At 68.2% G+C, this 18,241-nt stretch carries 21 protein-coding genes; 4 read left to right on the forward strand and 17 right to left on the reverse strand.

Features of this window, described 5'->3' with window-relative positions:
* A partial coding sequence (locus tag AC1D01_RS03655) for a glutathione S-transferase family protein (RefSeq protein WP_477864723.1) occupies positions 1-220 on the forward strand: 220 nt, incomplete at its 5' end.
* Positions 221-226: 6 nt separating this feature from the next.
* On the opposite strand, the gene AC1D01_RS03660 is transcribed toward AC1D01_RS03655, so the two are convergent.
* Both AC1D01_RS03660 and AC1D01_RS03665 read right to left on the reverse strand, forming a co-directional pair.
* On the reverse strand, positions 227-1,096 hold the full coding sequence (locus AC1D01_RS03660; RefSeq protein WP_477864724.1) for an LEM-3-like GIY-YIG domain-containing protein: 870 nt from the start codon (positions 1,094-1,096) through the stop codon (positions 227-229).
* Between the two features lie 17 nt (positions 1,097-1,113).
* Entirely contained in the window at positions 1,114-1,614 is a 501-nt protein-coding gene (locus tag AC1D01_RS03665) for a hypothetical protein (protein WP_477864725.1), read from the reverse strand.
* Positions 1,615-1,862: 248 nt separating this feature from the next.
* Between AC1D01_RS03665 and AC1D01_RS03670 the strand changes: the two genes are divergently transcribed.
* Complete coding sequence (locus AC1D01_RS03670) at positions 1,863-3,920, forward strand: M14 family zinc carboxypeptidase (protein WP_477864726.1); 2,058 nt, start codon at positions 1,863-1,865, stop codon at positions 3,918-3,920.
* 62 nt (positions 3,921-3,982) lie between these two features.
* On the opposite strand, the gene AC1D01_RS03675 is transcribed toward AC1D01_RS03670, so the two are convergent.
* From AC1D01_RS03675 to AC1D01_RS03710, 8 genes are read right to left on the reverse strand one after another with little or no spacing between them, the layout of a single operon-like run.
* Positions 3,983-4,714, reverse strand: a complete 732-nt coding sequence (locus AC1D01_RS03675; protein WP_477864727.1) for a hypothetical protein — start codon at positions 4,712-4,714, stop codon at positions 3,983-3,985.
* Positions 4,711-5,409 carry a hypothetical protein gene (locus AC1D01_RS03680; RefSeq protein ID WP_477864728.1) on the reverse strand — a complete coding sequence of 233 codons (699 nt, stop codon included), beginning with the start codon at positions 5,407-5,409 and terminating at the stop codon, positions 4,711-4,713. Before AC1D01_RS03680 ends, AC1D01_RS03675 begins: the two co-directional genes overlap by 4 nt.
* Positions 5,406-6,188 (reverse strand): hypothetical protein, encoded by a 783-nt coding sequence (locus AC1D01_RS03685; protein ID WP_477864729.1) that lies wholly within the window; start codon positions 6,186-6,188, stop codon positions 5,406-5,408. The genes AC1D01_RS03680 and AC1D01_RS03685 overlap by 4 nt, the downstream gene beginning before the upstream one ends.
* Before the next feature lie 13 nt (positions 6,189-6,201).
* On the reverse strand, positions 6,202-6,591 hold the full coding sequence (locus AC1D01_RS03690; RefSeq protein ID WP_082541799.1) for a PAAR-like domain-containing protein: 390 nt from the start codon (positions 6,589-6,591) through the stop codon (positions 6,202-6,204).
* Positions 6,592-6,634: 43 nt separating this feature from the next.
* On the reverse strand, positions 6,635-7,660 hold the full coding sequence (locus AC1D01_RS03695) for a beta-ketoacyl synthase N-terminal-like domain-containing protein (protein ID WP_477864730.1): 1,026 nt from the start codon (positions 7,658-7,660) through the stop codon (positions 6,635-6,637).
* Positions 7,657-8,727, reverse strand: a complete 1,071-nt coding sequence (locus AC1D01_RS03700; RefSeq protein ID WP_477864731.1) for a DUF2169 family type VI secretion system accessory protein — start codon at positions 8,725-8,727, stop codon at positions 7,657-7,659. The genes AC1D01_RS03695 and AC1D01_RS03700 overlap by 4 nt, the downstream gene beginning before the upstream one ends.
* 38 nt (positions 8,728-8,765) lie before the next feature.
* The gene (locus AC1D01_RS03705; protein ID WP_477864732.1) at positions 8,766-10,001 is read right to left on the reverse strand and encodes a TIGR02270 family protein; all 1,236 of its coding nucleotides are present in this window, start codon (positions 9,999-10,001) and stop codon (positions 8,766-8,768) included.
* Positions 10,002-10,009: 8 nt separating this feature from the next.
* Positions 10,010-10,480 carry a DUF6484 domain-containing protein gene (locus AC1D01_RS03710; protein WP_477864733.1) on the reverse strand — a complete coding sequence of 157 codons (471 nt, stop codon included), beginning with the start codon at positions 10,478-10,480 and terminating at the stop codon, positions 10,010-10,012.
* 316 nt (positions 10,481-10,796) lie between these two features.
* On the opposite strand from AC1D01_RS03710, the gene AC1D01_RS03715 reads away from it, so the two are divergent.
* On the forward strand, positions 10,797-11,135 hold the full coding sequence (locus AC1D01_RS03715; RefSeq protein ID WP_477864734.1) for a PRC-barrel domain-containing protein: 339 nt from the start codon (positions 10,797-10,799) through the stop codon (positions 11,133-11,135).
* Positions 11,136-11,192: 57 nt separating this feature from the next.
* Here AC1D01_RS03715 and AC1D01_RS03720 read toward each other — a convergent pair whose 3' ends face one another.
* Entirely contained in the window at positions 11,193-11,870 is a 678-nt protein-coding gene (locus AC1D01_RS03720) for a CE1 family esterase (protein WP_477864735.1), read from the reverse strand.
* A gap of 80 nt (positions 11,871-11,950) precedes the next feature.
* On the opposite strand from AC1D01_RS03720, the gene AC1D01_RS03725 reads away from it, so the two are divergent.
* Positions 11,951-12,220, forward strand: a complete 270-nt coding sequence (locus AC1D01_RS03725) for a hypothetical protein (protein WP_477864736.1) — start codon at positions 11,951-11,953, stop codon at positions 12,218-12,220.
* A gap of 108 nt (positions 12,221-12,328) precedes the next feature.
* Here AC1D01_RS03725 and AC1D01_RS03730 read toward each other — a convergent pair whose 3' ends face one another.
* The 6 genes from AC1D01_RS03730 to AC1D01_RS03755 form a co-directional block, all read right to left on the reverse strand.
* Positions 12,329-13,123 carry an N-formylglutamate amidohydrolase gene (locus AC1D01_RS03730; RefSeq protein ID WP_477864737.1) on the reverse strand — a complete coding sequence of 265 codons (795 nt, stop codon included), beginning with the start codon at positions 13,121-13,123 and terminating at the stop codon, positions 12,329-12,331.
* A gap of 4 nt (positions 13,124-13,127) precedes the next feature.
* Positions 13,128-13,772 carry a dihydrofolate reductase family protein gene (locus tag AC1D01_RS03735; RefSeq protein ID WP_477864738.1) on the reverse strand — a complete coding sequence of 215 codons (645 nt, stop codon included), beginning with the start codon at positions 13,770-13,772 and terminating at the stop codon, positions 13,128-13,130.
* A gap of 66 nt (positions 13,773-13,838) precedes the next feature.
* On the reverse strand, positions 13,839-15,005 hold the full coding sequence (locus tag AC1D01_RS03740; RefSeq protein ID WP_477864739.1) for an AAA family ATPase: 1,167 nt from the start codon (positions 15,003-15,005) through the stop codon (positions 13,839-13,841).
* 3 nt (positions 15,006-15,008) lie between these two features.
* Positions 15,009-15,905 (reverse strand): RNA ligase family protein, encoded by an 897-nt coding sequence (locus tag AC1D01_RS03745; RefSeq protein WP_477864740.1) that lies wholly within the window; start codon positions 15,903-15,905, stop codon positions 15,009-15,011.
* Between the two features lie 151 nt (positions 15,906-16,056).
* Positions 16,057-17,916 (reverse strand): protein-disulfide reductase DsbD, encoded by a 1,860-nt coding sequence (gene dsbD / locus AC1D01_RS03750; RefSeq protein ID WP_477864741.1) that lies wholly within the window; start codon positions 17,914-17,916, stop codon positions 16,057-16,059.
* Positions 17,917-17,918: 2 nt separating this feature from the next.
* The coding region (locus AC1D01_RS03755) for a hypothetical protein (protein ID WP_477864742.1) at positions 17,919-18,241 on the reverse strand (323 nt) is incomplete at its 5' end.

The following is an 18,241-nucleotide window of genomic DNA, read 5'->3' on the forward strand; positions in this document are numbered from 1 at the left end:
GGGCAACCTGGAGCGCTGGCTCGCCAACCGCGAGTTCGTCGCGACTGAGAGCTTCACCGTCGCCGACATCCTGATGACGCACGTGCTCTCGTCGGGCATCAAGGACGAGTCATTGATCGCGCCGTATCCGAAGCTCGTGTCGTACCGCGACCGGTGCATGGCCCGGCCCGCGTGGCAACGCACCTTCGCGGCTTACTGCGAGCGGGTAGAGGCAGCCTAAAGTCCTCTACGCCAGTGCTCGCCATGTCTGCCGATCCCGGTGCCCCCGCAAGTAGCGGAATTCCCCGGGCCTGAACTCCACGACAAGGTACCCGGGCCGCATCCAATACCCCTTCGCAGGGCTGATGACAGCCGCGAAGTTCTTGTCGACGAACTCGTGCCCAGGCAATTCGGCGCCGACGAAGGCGCGCTTGCCCGGCATCGACTTGGCAAGTTCCCAGTGATGGATCTCGAACACCGCGCGTGCGATGTCATCCGCTATGCCGACCGCCAGTGCCGTTGCGGCATTGCGGAACTCCGGCCCCACGGTCCATGCCTCGCGCGTTATCTCATAGAGCGACGGTGGCGGCGTGCGCTTCAGACTCTTTGGGATCGGGAAGACAAACACCATGCTGTAGTTCGACTGCGGGGCCACCGCCCGAGCCGCCATGTCGGCAACGTCCCGCGGCGTCAACCAGCCCAGCGATGTCCATTCACGCTTCATATTCGTGAGCGCTCCGCCACCCACCGACTGTCCCGGCAGGCTCTGCATCACGTCGATCAAGGCCGCTTCGACATGCCGTGCCTCTTCGGGCCCCATGCCCCAGCGCACGATCGCCCACTCCACTGCCCGGCCTGCGCGCCAGATGTCGATGATGCGAAGGTGCTTGGCGCCGTGCAGCGTCGTGATGTCGACTGCCAGCAACTTCTCCGCTTCTTCGAAGTGATCGAGCACGCGCCGATTTCCTTCGCCTGAGCCGCCTGCCTTGCCGACGTAGAACACCTGACCGTCGCGCGGGTCGCGCAGCACGTAGACGTAGCACTTCAGCTGCGGCCTGAGCAATGCATCGAAATCGATCCGATCATTGCAGCGGCGGACTTGCGGTTCGATGTCCATCTGACTCTCCCCTGATGTCACTCCAGCGCGTACGCCCACGCCACATCGGATACCTTGCCCGCGATCACCGAGAACACCAATCGGTCGTGCTGCCCGCGCCATTGGTAGACCCACAGCTGTCGCGCCGTCGCCACCAATGGTGCCCCCTCCGCCCGCGCCTCCATCAACCGCAGCACCCCTTCGCACTCCGCCGACGGGCAATTCACCCGCGCATCCGGCTCCCCCATCCGCTCCCGCACCCGCTCCACCGGCGTTCCCGCTGCTGACAACCCAGCAGCCAGGCATTGCATCAGCTGATGCTTGCGCCCCTGCCAGCGGTCCACATCCGCTGCCCAGCTTCCACCATCAAAGTGCCCGCGCACTGTTCGCAATGCAGCAAATTCCTTCGCCCATTGCGCATCGTTGCCTTCGCACGCACGCGAATTACCGCAACACGCGGCCATTGCCAACACCCAATAAATAACCTTGTTCATCTTGTTACTCCCCTCGCAGAACAGGGAGAAGTCCCCCAGAATCATTCGGCGCTCCGATGGGTGATCCCCAGCCGAGAGCGTGCGCCGATCCAGCCCACGCAGCTGGGCTGGTACCGTAAACCACAAGGGAGCTTTCCATGACCAACGTACGTCCGCAATCGCGGGCGGCACTTGCCGCGTTGTTCCTTGCAGTTTCCGCAGTACCGTCAGCTTTCTCTCAATCGTCATCCCCGCAGTCCTCGTCCCCTGCACGCCTTCCCGGGCAAGTTGCACCGCAGGATTCCGCCACCGAAATGCGCCTGCTGCGACAGCAGGAAAAGCAGCGCACCAACATCTACAAGGCCTTCTACCCCGACGCAGCCATGCTGCGCAAGGCCGCCGTCACCTTCCACGCCAACCTGCTCGAATCCAACTACGAGCAAGGCTTCCTCGTCCTCGAGCTCGAAACCGCCGACATCGCCGCACTGCGCAGCTTCGGCTTCCGCATCGAGAACGCGCCCGAGTTCATCCAGCGCCGCGACGATTTCCTGGCCGCCATCCAGGCCGCCGCCGACGCCAAGAGCCGCACCACGGCCCCAGGCGCGTCGACAGACAGCACCGGCATCACCGGCGCCGCCGCGGCCGATGCCACCATCCAGGCCATCCCCGGCTACAGCTGCTACGAGACGGTGGAGGAAACCTTCACCGCCGCGTCGGCCTTCACCACCACCTACCCGACGCTCGCAAGCTGGATCGACATCGGCGACTCCTGGCAGAAGACCGTCGGCTCCGGCGGCTACGACATGCGGGTGCTGAAGATCACCAACAGCGCCGTCGGCGGCACCAAGCCCAAGCTGTTCGTCAACAGCGCCATCCACGCCCGCGAATACACCACCGCGCCGCTCAACCTCGAGTTCGCGCGCTGGCTGCTCAACGGCTACGGCACCGATCCCGATGCCACCTGGATCGTCGACCACCACGAGGTGCACCTGCTGCTGCAGACCAACCCCGATGGCCGCAAGAAGGCCGAGGGCGGGCTCTCATGGCGCAAGAACACCAACACCGCCTACTGCGGCGCCACCAGCAACACGCGCGGTGCCGACCTGAACAGAAACTTCACGTTCGGCTGGAACAGCACCGGTGGCTCGGGCTCCAGCGGCAGCCAGTGCGACCTCACCTACCGCGGCCCCACGGCCGGCTCCGAGCCCGAGACGCAGGCGGTGCAGAACTACATCCGCAGCATCTACCCCGATCGCCGCGGCCCGAACCCGGGTGATGGCGCACCGGTCGACACGTCGGGCATCCACATCGACGTGCACAGCTACAGCCAGCTGGTGCTGTGGCCCTGGGGCACCACGAGCACGCCGACGGCCAACGCCACCGCGCTGCAGACGCTGGGCCGCCGCCTCGCGTACTTCAACGGCTACACGCCCGAGCAGTCGATCGGCCTCTACGCCACCGACGGCACCAGTGACGGCCCGAGCTACGGCGAGCTCGGCGTGGCGGCCTACACGATCGAGCTGGGCTCCAGCTTCTTCGAGAGCTGCACCACGTACAACAGCACGACCAAGCCGAAGAACCTGCCGGCGCTGATCTATGCCGCCAAGGTGGTGCGCGCGCCGTACCAGACGCCGGCCGGCGCCGACGTGACCACGGTGACGCTCGGCAGCGATGCCAGCGGCGGCGGTGTGCTCGCCGGCACGCCGGTGGCGCTGACGGCCTCGGCCACCGACACGCGCTTCAACCAGAGCAATGGCACCGAGACCGTGCTCAACGTGACCGGCGCCGAGGCCTACATCGACACGCCGCCCTGGGTGTCGGGTGCGGTCGCGATCCCGCTCACGCCCACCGACGGCAGCTTCAACCAGACCACCGAGTCGCTCAGCGGTACGCTGAGCACCACCGGCCTGGCGCTGGGCAAGCACCTGGTGTTCGTGCGCGCCAAGGTGTCATCGGGCCAATGGGGGCCGGTGACGGCGCAGTTCCTGAAGATCGCGAGCGTGGTCACGCCGGGCAACAACGAGACCGAGCCGAACGACAACATCGGCACCGCCAACACGGTGGCCGCGGCCGGCACGTGGAACGGCGCGATCGGTGCGTCGACCGACGGCGACTACTTCCTCGTGAACCTGCCGGCCGGCAAGACGCTGACCGCCACGCTGACGCCCAACGCGTCGAGCGACTACGACCTCTACATCTACAACTCGTCGGGCACGCAATTGGCTGCGAGCGAGAAGGGGTCGGGCGCCGTCGATGCAGCGAGCGTCAGCAACACCGGCACCGCGGCGTCGGCGCGCTATGTGCGCGTGAAGTTCTACAGCGGCGGCACCGGCGCGACCAACGGGAAGTACACGCTGGGCTTCGGCTGGTGAGTCTCTGAGGGAATGGGTGCGCCGCTGACATCGGCGCACCCGTTGCATCCTTCCAGCCTCGTTCAGGGAAGGGCGTAGTACTCCCCTGCGAAGTCGAGGTCGATCAAGTCCTGTGGGGACGAGAGAAAGGGATTGCCGTGTGCGGCCGCATCGGCCAGGCAGCCGGCCAGAAACTGCCGATCGCGCGGGACGTCGAGAGGCAGCGACGGGTCAAGTGAAGCGCGCCCCACGAGCGGACCGAGCTGCTCCGCGATGCGCTGATCGAACAAGTCAGCCAGCGGATCGATCGGCTGCACCGGATGCTGCTGCGCCAGCCGGGCCAGCACCGGCTCGAGCCAGCGATCGAGCGTATTGCGCAGCGGAAGCACGTGCACCGCCAACCGGTAGAGGAAACCCAGCGCGGCGTAAAGATCGCCCTCATAAGCATGGCCGTTGTTCACGCCATGGCTGAGGTGGGTCATGCCGCACCACAGCGCACCGTCAATCGGCCCGGTCCAGTCCTGGCGCACCAACTCGAAGTACTTCAGGTAGCGCGGATCCACCGTACCGCACCACGCCGCCTGCAGCACCTGCCTCGGCTCGGCTCGGTTGTGCAGGCCGTCGAAGCGCCACACCAGCCATTCATAGAGGCCGACGGCCAAGGCCATGCGTGCGCGGATCGACAGCAGCGCTGCCGCATCGAGCAGCGCCGTGTCGTCGGCACGAAAGTCGGCATCGGCACGGGCATCGTCCCAGATGAAGCGCAGGCTGTGCCGGGACGATTCGTCCAGCGCGATCCAGTCTGGCCGGTTCAAGAGACGCCCGGATATGGGTTGGCCACGCCATCGGCCTGCAGCTCAGCCGCCGACCTGAGGTAGGGATTGCGTTGCGGTGACAGCGTTGCAATGAACGAGCCGGCGCCAGCGGGGCGGAAGAAGTCGACGCCAGCGGGCGGCTGGGCCGACACCGGCAACGCGACATCCGGGTGCTGCTGCTGCAGCCGCCTCAAGGTCTCGGGCAACCAGGCCTTGAACGCCGGCGAACGGCCGCACACATGCTCTACCAGCATGCACACGCCAATGCTGGTGTCGAAGAAGATGGTGTTGTCATCCGGCACGATGCCGTACTCGAAGCAGTCGCCCATCATCGCGGCCGAGGTCCACAGCGGCCCCGTCAGCACGAAGCGCGCATCGACATCGGGTTCATCGGGCTCCGGCAGATTCGCATAGCGTGCATCGATCATCGCGGCCCAGGAGGCCTCGATGCGCTGCAGTGAGTCCGAAACGTCGATATGCCGTGACAGGCGCACGGCCACCCACTCGGTCGCGGCGATCACCAGCCCGTACGACGCCTTGGTGCTGATGGCGCGGATGGCCTCGGCGAGCTTGGGCTTGCTCTCGGAGCGAGCGCCCTGGAATCTGTTGCCGATGCTCACGTCCCATTTGTAGTCGAGCGGGAGCTGATCGATACCGGTTTGCAGCAGGTGGTCTGGGAGGTTCATGGCATTCACGCGATCAGGATTCTTCGAGGTGGTACGCCCGGCGGCACATCCATTCTTCCGCCGGTCGGCCTGCCATCGACCAACTTGGCCAGGCGACGGTGGCCACCTGCCTTGTCGCAGTCGGTCTTGCGCATCACCACCGGCTCGTTCTTGTAGTCGCAGATGTGGATGTCGATGCCGCACTCGTTGGCCGCGTGGCACAGCATTTTGTAGCAGTCCGAGCACGGCATCCCCGAGTACTCGATGCCGCCGTTGCCCTGCGAGCGCCAGTCAATGCTCAGCAGCACCTTGCCGCCGCGCAGGGTGCCTTTGGTGACCGCGTTGGTGAGCTCATTGAATATCTTGCACTCCGCATGCGCCCCCTTGCCGCCACCCGGGTGGACGTACTCATCGCAGAGCGCACCGGCCTTCTGCTTGGCCGCAGCATGCTCCGGACTCTCGCTCTCGCGGATCTCCTGGTTGAGGCCATTGCGTTGCTCGCTGGTCCCCCCCAGTCCGGTCTGGTGCAGGTAGGTGTCCGACAGCTTGTTGCTGGTGTAGGTGCTGGTGCCTGAGGCACCCGGCACCGTGCTGTGAGCCGACGAATAGGTCATGCCGGAGCCGCTGGCCATCTCCCACGGCGTCTTCTTCGGCTTGCTGCCGTCCGCCTTGGGCTTGCTGACGCGTGGGGGGCTGGTTGCGATGAAATGGGCCCGCTCGTCGAGATTGCGCTTCTGGAGCTCGCTGCAAGTGGGGACCGGCGCAGCCAAGGCTGGGGCGCCCCCATAGAGGATCATGGACATGCTCATCGCTCGGGCTCCCTCATCGATTGTTGCTGGTGGACAGATCGAGCAGGCGCGCGGCGTTCTTGCCCTCGATCTTGACGTCGAACGACCAAGCCTGGGAGATCGTCTTGCCCTGCAGGCAGTGATCGGTCACGCTCATGCCGAAGGAGCGCGTCGCCGCCTCGTCGCCGCTGCACTTCGCATAGTTGGACGTGCTCTTCAATCCGACCTGTCCGCCCTTGATCTTGACCGAGCGCGATCCCTGCGAGGTGTCGCTGGCTTGCGCGAAGTTGGGGTAGGGGATCGGGATCGGACCCGCCGGAGGGCCGGGCGGTGACAGGCAGACATCGGGCATGGCACCCGAGACATGCGTGTCGTCCTTCTCCGCGGAAATCTCTCGCCCGTTGGCGAAAACATTCGCACTCATGCTGGCTCGCTCCTGTCTCTTTGCTGCGTTCCGGTTTCCTGCATCACGCCGCTCGCACGACCAGTGCGGCTCGCTCGCCTGTGTCGCTGCCGACGTGGCACAGCGCGCGCCCCCCCGGGGCATAGCCCTCTCGCATCGCGTGGGCCGCCCAGGCAAGCAGGCACGGCAGGATGGCCGCACCGACTTCGCCCAGATGCTCGATCGGGTGCCACATCGGGAGCGGCTGGGCCCGTTCGCTGCGGTCCAGGCGCATCGCGACGAGCAGCGCTTCCTTGAACTTGTAGTGCTCGCCGGACAGGTCGCTCAGGCGGAACGCCATGTCGCCCATCGTCGCGCCGGCACTGGACATGGCCTGGCGCACCGCCTGCGCCAGGCCCTGGCCGCGCAGCGGCGAGGTGCTCTCGATGGTGGCCGCCTCCACGGCCTGGCCGCCGCTCGCGACATACGGCTCTGCGGCACCGGCGGTATGTGCGGACACCAGTACCGCCGCCCCGGCCTCGCCCGGCAGGAAGCCGTTCGAGTTGCCGGTGCACAACAAGCGGCGCTGTTGATCGTAGGCCCGCAGCGTTTCGCGATCGATGTAGCTGTCGACCCCCGCCACCAGCACGTGGCTCGCGCGCCCGCCCGAGATCAGCTCGCGCGCATGCGCGAGGGCCTGCGCGCAGCCGGTCTGGCCGGCAGCGAAGGTTCGCGAATCGGGGTGCAGGCGGGTCTCGAGGCGTTCCGCCAGCGCCGCCAGCAGTTGCGTCTCGATCTGCGCCGCGCGCCCGGGTCGCGAGGGGTGCGACACCCCGACCAGAAGGGGAATCTCGGCCAGCCCGCCGGCGCCGCTCCCTTGCAGGCACTCGTGGATGGCCGGGCTCAGCAGGTCGGCCAGCAGCGCCACGCCGCCCCAGCGTTGCGGCAGATCGACGCGCGCACACCGGTAGGGCTCTCCGCCTTCGAGGTCGGCCCACGCCTGCGTGCGCACACCGCTGATCCCCGCCCGCAAGGCCGCCAGCGTCGACGGCGCGTTGTAGCCAAGCGCAGTGACCAGCCCGGAGGCCCGCAGCGACAGTTGCAGGTTCATCGGCGCGCCCTCGCACGCTTGGCGGCCACGGCATCCGCCAGGCTGCGGTGGTAGGTCTTGTCCGGGAAGCGCCGCGCGCGATGCCAGGCTTGCGTCATCTCGCCAATGATGGTTTCCTTCACGTCGAACACGCTTTTGCCGAGGGCGATGCTCGCACGCCAGGTCAGCGTGAAGCGCTCCTCGTCGGGTTCGAGCACGATGGTGTCGAGCACCGCGTCGCGCGTGACGTCGCGGCCGCGATGCGGAACGAAGGTGACCGGCACGGCCAGCCGCGGCAGCTGGAATGCGCGCAGGCCGTCCGCAGTGAGGTGCTGCAGCACGACCTCCTCGCCACCCTGCGGATGTGCAATGACCTGGTCTGCGGGCGCGGCCTGAAAGTAGCGTTCGTCGAAGTCATCCGGCCAGAACGGTGCCTGCTCGTCGAGCCAGCGATCGTCATAAGTGCCGGCGTAGCGGTGGCGCGGCGCCCAGTGGCGGCCGATCGGCGTGAGTGCCATCGGCCGGTAGTCGCCGTCATGCTGCGACACCGGGCGGGTGGTCTCCTCGGTATTGGGCAGGGGTTGGCCGTCGATGTGGTCGGTGTGCCGCCAATAACCGCGGCCCGCCGGGTTGGCGATGAACGTGTCGACCCGCCCGGTGCGCGCCAGGGTCGTGTTGTCGATGCCGCCGAAGGCCCGCTCGTAGCCCACCGACATCGCCGAGAAGGGCACGGCTTCACTCGCGCTGACGACGCCCAGCAGGCTCTTGCGCCATTGCCGGTCGCCGACGACGGTGAATTGCTTGCTCATCGTTCCCACGCGCAGGCCGGCCACCAGGCGCCTGGCCATGCCGCCGCCCGGTGCGCGGGCATGGCCGAGCAGCAACACGTCGCAGGCCGGCTTCATGTGTGCAAAGTCGGTCTCGCGCAGCGGCGCGCTGAGGCCGGGCTCGTCGACGAACTCGTCGGCACGCACGAGCGGTTGCTGCTCGTCATGAACCGTCGCCCCCTCACCCTGCCGGCTCGGCATCCGGAACGTGGCCTTCACGATCGCAACCAGCAACTCCCGGCCATCGCGCTGGAAGCCCATGGTCCAGGTGGCAGGGAACGCCGTCACATTGGTGAACTTCATGCGGCGAGCCGCCGGTGTTGCCAGTCGGCACGCGCGGTCACGGGGAACACGGCGGTGCCCCGGCGCAGCCGGGCGGCTTCGAGCGCCGCACTGCGGCGCTGCAGCTGGGTTCCGTCGCGAAGCAGCTGCACGGCGGCCTCTTCGCTGACGGGGCGCCCCCCGAGGTGCCGGACACCCGCACGGAACCGCCCCGACTCGACCCGCCACCAGCGGCGCAACGCATCGGCACTGGCCCACCAGGCATCGGCATCGTCCGCGTGTTCCTCTTCCGACGTGGGCGCGTCGCGCCGCAACAGAGGGTCTTCCAGGTCGACGCCGGTGATCATCGCCAGCGCTTGCGCCGCGGCACGCGCCAACGCGTCTTCGTCGCAGAGCTGAAGCAGCCAGGGCACGGTGGCCGGGTCCCCGTGGGCGCCTGCAGCGACGATGGCCTGTCGCTGAGTCCCGCTGTCGCTCGCCAGGCGGCGGATCAATTCGCGAGCCCACCCGGCACGGCCGGCACGCATCGAGACTTCCAGGGCCGGACCAGGCACATGCGCCTCGATGCCGGCCTCGAAAGCGCGCTCGGCCGCATCTTCGTCGCCGCCCAGTGCACGTGACCACGCGGTCCAGAAACGACAGGCGGCGTCCGGGTCCGCGGCCGACGTCTCGATCCGGGCCTGGAACTCGACCAGGCCCAATTCGCCGACCGCACGCAACGCGTGGGCGCGCAGGCCCGCATGCGGATCGTCGAGCGCCGCGACGAGTTGCTGCCGCACGACCGCGCGTTGAGCCACCCGCGCCGCCAGGGCGATGGCGCGATGCGCGGCCACCGGCGACAACGCGATGCGATCCAGCAGCGACTCGAGCGCCACCGGGTCGAGCCACGACAGCGCCGCAACGAACGGCTGCGCCCAGGCTGGATCGCTGCTGGCGATCGACAGCGTGTGTGCCATGGCGTCGGGATCCTGGCGGCCGAAAGCGAGATGCGTTGCGACGAACAGCGTGCCGGCATCGAGATCGCCCAGCGCGTGCAGTGCCAGTTGTTGTCCGGTCGCGCCAGCGACGTGCAAGCCCTGCAGGTGTGCCAGCACGCGCTCGTCGAGTTGGGCCAACTGCCCGAAGCGGTAGTGCGGGCCCAGGGCTGCACGTTCGCGCGCCCGCCAGAGAAATGCAGCTTCGTCGGCGTGCTCCGCGAGCACGGGCGCATTCTGCAGGGACGAAACCTCTGCCGGGCTGAAGCCGTTGCGCATGGCGCCTGTCAGTTCAGCTGCACCGACCCACCCTGCACCTTGTTGGCGCCGGCAGCGCGCGTGACGATGGTCTCGCCGTGCAGTTCAACGCGGYCGTCCTGGCGCAAAGTGAGGTGGGACTTGCCGCAGCGCAAGACCAGTTCGGTGTCGGCATCCAGCAGCACGCGTCCGCCGTCGTACCTGACTTCGAGGGCGGGTGGCCTCTGCGACACGCCATCGGCGCGCGGTTCGCGCAGCACCCCCATCACGATCGGGCGCGTGCGATCGCCTTGCTCGAACATCAGCAGCACGCTGCCGCCGACGTGGTTGTGGTGCAGGTCGACGATGCTACGCGCCGGCATGGCTGCCTGGGCCTGCGCATCGGCCAGTGCCACCAGGGGCACCTGCCCTGCGTCGATCAGACCCAACAGACGACCCACGACCACGCCGTGGTAGTCAATGGGCTGAGCAGCGGCAGGCTCACGCACCAGCAGGCGCATCAGGGCATCCGAGCTGTCCGTGGGCGGTGCAGGATGTTCAACCGCGGTCCCGCCCACCGACGCGGCAGTTCGGCTGTGCGCCGCTTGGTCATTCAGCATGCAGATACGCCCCTCTCTGTGCGCAGACGTTTGCGTCTTCACGAAGCCGGATTCTGCTGAGGCGGAGAAGGCCAGCCAGTGACCTTGGTCACGCCGGGAGGAAGATTCCTACAGCCGGGCCGCGCCTGCGCTGATGTTCGGCAAGGGTCGCGCATGGACCAATGGAGGTTCACGCCACGGGCATGTCGCCCGCGGCAGCGCAGTGAAGGAGACTCTCATGAGCAATCCCGTCATCTCTTCCGACAAGGTCGAAGGCACCGCCGTCTACGCCAGCAACGGCGACAAGCTCGGCTCGATCGACGACCTGATCATCGACAAGCGCTCCGGCCAGGTGCGCTATGCCGCGCTCGAGTTCGGCGGCTTCCTCGGAGTCGGCACCGACCGCTACCCGGTGCCGTGGGCGATGCTGAAGTACGACACCAACCTCGACGGCTATGTCGTGCCGCTGTCCGAGCGCCAGCTCGAAGGCGCACCGCGCTATCCGCAGAACGACGAGCCGACCTACGACGACAGCTATGGCCGCCGCGTGTACGACTACTACGGCGTGGGCTGGTAGGCGAGCTACCCGTCCTGCCCGGCCGGGGGCGCAGCCAGGTGCCGCGCCCCCGGCGTTTCAGAAGCGGTCGAAGAACGACTTGATTTCCGTCGCGGCGAACCCCGGCGGCCAGTGCCCGCCGTTGGTGTACCCGCACCAGGCCACCGGCTTGTTGTCGGTGCACCCCTGGTAGATCACGCAGCCATTGACACCGATCTTGGTGGTGGCCTGCGTGCAGCTGTTCTTGGCGATGTACTTGTCTCGCGCCTCTTCGCCGAACTGGTAGCCGACGACGGAATCTTCCTTGGCATGCAGCAGGATCGCCGCGGTCTTGTTCGATGACGTGGCGCAGCCGCTCCAGACGGATCCCGACATCGGCGCCACGGCGCGGAAGACATCCCCCATCTGGCAACCGATCGCGTTCGACATCATTCCGCCGAAGCTGAAGCCAGTCGCGAACGTGCGGCTCGTGTCGGTGCACATCCCCTGCTTGAGCTGGTTGACCATCGCGCCGACGAAGCGGATGTCGCGGTCATTCGGATTGGCCCAGCCGGCGTCCAAGCCTGCGGGCGCCACGAAGATCGCGCTCTCTCCGTAGAGCTCCGTCAAGCCATAGAAGGGCTTGCCGCTGGCCCAGCTGTTTCCGTTGTAGACGTCGGTGGCACTGCCGTCACGCCAATGCAGGCCGACGATCAACGGATAGGCGTTGTCGCTCTTGTAGCCGGACGGAACCCGAACCCAGAACTCGCGCGTCACGCCATCTGAAGTGAGGGTGTATTTGCCGCTCGCGAACTGGGCGGCTTTGCCACATCCGGCGCTCTTGTTGGAGGGAGCTGGTGCCGGAGCCGGTGCAGGTGCAGGTGCAGGTGCAGGTGCAGGTGCAGGTGCAGGTGCAGGTGCAGGTGCAGGTGCAGGTGCAGGTGCAGGTGCAGGTGCAGGTGCAGGTGCAGGCGATGGTGCAGGCGATGGTGCAGGCGATGGTGCCGGAGCAGGAGCCGGTGCCGGTGCACCCACAGGCGGTGCCGCCGTGTCGGAGTCGTCGCCGCTGCCGCAAGCAGACAAGACAAGCGCGCACAGCAATGCGCTGGCCGCGTTGGAAGGAGTGAGGTGTCGGCGTGTCATGCGCCATTGTGTGAGGCGCGGTGTCAGGAGAATTGACGACCCGTTGACGGTTCGCCGATCAGGGCATCGGTTGTTGCAACAGGATGCAAGCCTCAGGGCTTCGTCGGCAGGTAGCCGTAGTCCACCAGGAAGGCGGCGATGGCGTCTGCCAACGCCTCCGGCAGTGCGGGCTGAGACCGCAGGTTCCGCCCGAACTCCAGCTGGATCGCATCGATGCCGGTGTCGTGCTGGCTGCCGTAGGTGAAGACGGTGTAGCCACCGTTGAACCGCGGGTCTTCGCGCAACGGCGCGGCGCCGATCTCCGGCACCACGCGATAGCCCCGCGCCGCCAGTCGTCCGATCAGGCTGCCCGGCCCCTGCAACGCGTCGGCGCCGCTGCGTTGCAGCAGGGCCCGCGCCGTCAGGCCGGCGCGTGTGCCGCGGAACACGACATCCGGCTCATCCGACTGGCCGTGAACGTCGACCAGCAACGCGCCCGCGGGGAACTTGGTCTTCAGCTCCGCGATGAACGCTGCGACGTTCTCGTGATACGCCTGCCAGGCCGGCAGCGCATCGGGCGACTCCAGCGCGTCCGCTTCCGCGCGATTCGCATCGACGAACTTCCGGTTGAACCGCGCCACGACGAGGTACGGCCGGGCGCCCAGCCGCTTCTGCAGCAGATCGCTGACGCGCTCGGCCAGCTCTCGCGTGCCCGCATCGCGCGACAGTGCGCCTTTCGTCCGCGCCGGTACATGCCCGACATAGTCACCACCGTCGTGCGGCACGGTGAGGATCAGCGGCAGCGTGCCGCGAGCCACCTGCACGGCGTCCGATGCGTCGTAGGCTGACACGCGCAGCGCGGCGAGCGCCAGCAGCGCGAACAGCAATCCCTGGCGAACCCGCGTCACCGAATCAGCCCTTGGTCAGCACGACGTGCTGCGCCTTCGCCGTCCCCACGTGCTCGGTGCACCGGAAGCCCTGTGCCGTCAGGTCGATGCCCGCGAGCAGCGCTTCGCCGCGGCCCAGCAGCGTCGGCGAGATCGCCAGGTGCATCTCGTCGATCAGCCCGGCCTGCAGGTACTGGCGGATCGTCGCGACGCCGCCACCGACGCGCACGTCCTGGCCCTTCGCCACATCGCGTGCACGCTCGAGCGCCTCGTGGATGCCGCCGGTGATGAAGTGGAAGGTCGTGCCGCCCTTCATCTCCAGCGGCGCGCGCGCATGGTGCGTCAGCACGAACACCGGCACGTGGTACGGCGGCGTGTCGCCCCACCAGCCCTTCCACTGGTCGTCGGGCCACGGCCCGCGCACCGGGCCGAACATGTTGCGCCCGAGGATCCACGCGCCCACGTTCTCGAAGCTGCGCTTCGCGAAGCCGTCGTCGACATTGGCCTCACCGCCTCCCTGGCCGAGCATCTGCTGGAAGGTCGTGGTGCCGAAGAACCACTCGTGCAGCGTTTCGCCGCCGACGCCGAGCGGCGCCTGCAGGCTCTGGTCGGGGCCGGCACCGAAGCCGTCGAGGGACACCGAGAAGGCAGCGACTCTGAGTCTGGACATGAGGGTCTCCGTGAGAGGGTGATGTCTGAAGGCGACGAACGAGGCCGGCCGGAATCGACAACCTGCTCAGCGGATTCTGCCCGCCGCCGCCCTGCCGTCGTCCACCAGGTACTCGACGCGATGCGCCTCCCACGGCATCGGCACCTCCCAGCGGTGCAGCATGCGCAGCAGGTCCTTGTTCGATAGCGTCGTGTCGCGTTGGCGGTTGCGGGCCAGCACCACTGCCTGCGGCGCCTCCAGGTACACGAGCCGCACCTGCGCGTCGTAGGCGTACAGCAGGTCCAGCGTCTTGCCGCGCATGTCGTTCGACAGGTGCGTCGCGTTCCAGACGAAAGCAGATTCATCGCGCAGCAGCGACTTCGCCTTGTCGATCGCGTGGTGCGCGGCCCGCCCGTCGTTCTCGCCATGCTTCAGCCCGAGTTCGGCCTTCGCATCGTCGAACGACACCACCGGCAGGCTGCCCGCATGCGCTGCCACCCAGGTGTCCTTGCCCGACGCCGGCAGGCCGCACATCACCGTCACCTCGCTGCCCGGCTGGCGGTGCAGCGCATAGGCCGGGTCGATCGCCATGCCACGCGCATACATCAGGCGCGTGTGCGCATCGGCGGCCGCCCACGGCCGGTCCCAGCAACCCTGCTCGCGCGCGAGCTCGCCGAACAGCTCGATGTCGGCCAGGTGCCCCGCCTGGTCCTCGCAGCGGCGGCCCACCATGTCGGCGCGTGCCACCGCGGCCAGCTCGCTCACGTCGAGCTCCCACGAGAGCCGGCGCACGATGTACTCCGGTGTCTCGCCGCGCCGGCTCGCGAACGCGAAGAACGGCACCTGGTGCACGGCGATGATGCGGCACACCGCCTCGCGCAGCGCGAACGGCACGCCGGCGCGCCACAGCAGCGTGCGCACGTCGACCGCGCCGCGCCGCGAATGGCCCGGCTGCCCGATCGCGCCGGTCACCGGGTCGATCACCGTGGTGTCCGGCTTCGCGATGTCGTGCAGCAGCGCGGCGAGGAACATCACCGCCCGGCGCTCGGCTTCGTTCGATTGCCAGGCGGCATCGGCCAGCAGCGCATCGAGCACCATCCGCGTGTGGATGCCGACGTTGCCCTCGGCATGGTGCCGCGGGTCCTGCGGCGTCTGCTCCAACGCCACCAGCCCCGGGATCAGCTCGCACCAGGCGGCCCAGTCGAAACTTGCCCCGGGCGCGGGGATGAGGGCCTGCAATTGTTTCCAGTCCATGGCTCAGCCTCCGTTCGCCTGGGTGGGCTTGAATGCCTTCAGCGCTTCGATCGACGTGATCGTGCGCAGCCCGAGCGATGCCCAGTCGACGTCCACGCGCGGCGCATACACGTCCACGCCGTCGGCCAGCAGGTTCGGCAGGATCGGCCGCTGCAGGTGGTGCGAGCCCGAGTCGAGAATGGTCTGCAGGAAATCATGCCGCACGAGCTTGTAGCGCGCCTCCACGTGGTCGTCGTTCTCGACCTTCAGGTACAGGCCCTCCGACGCATCGCTGTCGTTGGTCTGCTGCCAGGTCAGCCCGAGCGGCAGGCCTTCGCGCTGCACCTGCTGCTCGAAGCGTGTGCGCCAGCCGGAGCTCTTCGCGAGCGAGGGCTGGATGAGCTTGCGCAGCAGCTTCGCATCGGTCGGCATCGGGCCCGCGTAGAGCACCGGCACCGAGACGACCGGCAGCCCGGCCAGCATCTCGTGGCGCCGCTTGGTCGACAGGAAGCGGCCGCTGCGGCGGTCGAGCAGGTCGAACTCCAGCAGCAGGTGCGGCAGGCGGTCGTACCAGACCGAGTGCTTCGCGTACATCGCCTCGCCGTAGAGCAGCCAGCGGTCTTCGAGCACGTGCAGCAGGCGGTCTGCGTGGGCATGCGCCCAGGGCTTGAGCCAGTTGAACTGGCGCTCGCTGCCGCCGCCGGTCAGGTAGTGGCCRCGCGATTGCAGCAGCAGTTCGCCGCCGTCGGTGAACGACAGGCCGCAGTTCGCGCCGTCGAATTTCTCCTCGATCACGACGTGGCGGCCGGCCAATGCGCGCAGCGGCATCTGGTCGGACGCGTCGTCACCGTCTTGCAGGCGGCTGCCTTCGAGGTGCGCCGTGCGCGGGTATTTGGTGAGGTCCAGCGAGTGGAGGTTCATCGTCGTCTCCGAGGGTTCAGGGGAATGAACCGACGACGATGGCCGCGGGGGATGCGGCTACATGAGCGGGTCGTCGGTCAGGCGGTGACGGAGGCGCGGGGCATGTTGAACTCCAGCTGCACAGAGGCGTTGGGTGAAAAGAAGGGCGCGATCATAGCCCAGCCGCCGTGAGCGCGTCGCCGAACTCCGCCGGCGGCTGGAACCCGACCACCCGCGTGCCCGCCTTCTCGCGGCCTGCGCCGTCGAAGAACACGATGCCCGGCGGCCCGAACAGCCCGAAGCGCTTCAGCAGCGCCTTGTCGTCGGCGCTGTTCGCCGTCACGTCCACCTGCAGCAGCAGCGCGTTGTTCATGCGCGCCTGCACCGGCGGCTTGTTGAAGGTCAGGTGCTCCATCTCCTTGCACGAGACGCACCAGTCGGCATAGAAATCCAGCATCGCCGTCTTGCCGCTCGCGCTGCCCAGCGCCGCCTCGAGCTCGGCCACGTTGCGCACGCGCTTGAAGGCGGGGCCGTCGACCGCTGCCTGGGTCGCACCACCGCGCGGGCCGCCGGCGCTGAAGCCCGCCAGCGGCTGCAGCAGATCGCCACCGCCCGACAACGCTCCCGCCACCTGCGCCACGCCGACCAGCCCCAGCACCAGCGCCACGCCGCGCAGCAGGCGGTGCCTGCCCGAAGGCTGCGCGCCGCGCCCGTCGAACAGCCACACCGCGCCGACCAGCAACCCGGCACCGACGACGCCCATCAYCACCGCCGCCGGCAGCACCGGCGACACGATCCACAGCGCCACGCCGAGCAGCAGCACGCCGAACAGGTGCTTCACGCCTTCCATCCACGCACCGGTGCGCGGCAGCAGCGAGCCGGCCGACACGCCCACCAGCAGCAGCGGCACGCTCATGCCGGCCGCCAGGCTGAACAGCGCGAGACCGCCGATCAGCACGTCGCGCGACTGGCTGATGAAGACCAGCGCGCCGGCCAGCGGCGCCGCGACGCACGGCCCGACGATCAGCGCCGACAGCCCGCCCATCGCGAACACGCCGACGTGCTGCCCCCCGCGCAGCTTGCCTGCGCCGGCGTTCAGCTTCTCCTGGATCGCGCTCGGCATCTGCAGTTCGTACACGCCGAACATCGACAGCGACAGCAGCGCCAGCAGCAGCGCAAAGGCGCCCAGCACCCACGCGTTCTGCAGCGCCGCAGCCAAACCTTCGCCGGCCAGCCCGGCGGCCACGCCCAGTGCGGTATAGACCAGCGCCATGCCCAGCGAGTACGCGAGCGCCAGGCCGAAGCCGCGTGCCCGCGACACCGGGCCGCTGCTGCCGACGATGATCGACGACAGGATCGGCACCATCGGCAACACGCAGGGCGTGAACGACAGCAGCAGGCCGGCGACGAGGAACACGCCGGCAACGGTCAACAGGCTGCCCGAGCGCAGCGCCGATTCGACGCGTGCACCGGCCGAGCCGGTCGCCGCCACCGGAGCGGCAGCCGATGGCATTGCCGTGGCGACAGTCGCGGCAGCCGGCGTTGCCGCGGCCGGCAGGCCCTCAGGCAGCCAAGCCACCTGCTGCAGCGCGCCGTCCTTCACGCGCGCCGAAATGCCGGCGTTCTGCGGCGGATAGCACAGCCCCTTGTCGGCACAGCCCTGGTAGCTGATGGCCACGCCGAAATCGCCGCTCGCGCTGCGCAGCGGCAGCGCCACCGTCACCGCACCGCGCAGCGTCTCGACGTACTTGCCGAAGCCTTCGTCGTACTCCTGCTTGCCGTGCGGCAGCACCGGCTCGGCCAGCGCGGCCGTGCCGGGCGCAGCCGCCACCGCCTCGCCGACCGTGATGCGCTCGCGGTACAGGTGGTAGCCCGGCGCCACGTCGAAGCGCAGCTCGATGGTCTGCGCATCGCGCAGCTGCACGCTGGTGCGGAAGGCCTGCGCGGGGTCGAGGAACTCGTCCGCCGCGAAGGCCGGCGCCGCGAGCAGCACCGCGCTGCCGATCAACCCACGCCACATCGAACGCCACATCGTCATGATCCGCACCCGATGCGGCTGGTGTGCAGCGCAACGTCGTCGAGCCACACGGTGTTGCCCGTACCGCCGTACGACTCCCAGCCCAGCTTCAGGTCGGTGACCTGCGGCTTCCACGAAGGCCGGCTCGCGAGCCAGGCCTGGTCGACATCCGCGGTCTGCATCGAATCGAGCTGCAGCGCGGCCACGGCCGTGCCGTTGACCCAGGTCTGCATCGTGCCCATCGCCGAGTTCAGCCCGAACTCGATGCAGGTCCAGGTGGCGGCCGGCAGCTTCGCGCTCAGCGAGATGCCGGTCGGGCTCAGCGACGGCAGCGTCGCAT

The organism is Rhizobacter sp. P3_B12 (assembly GCF_056402895.1).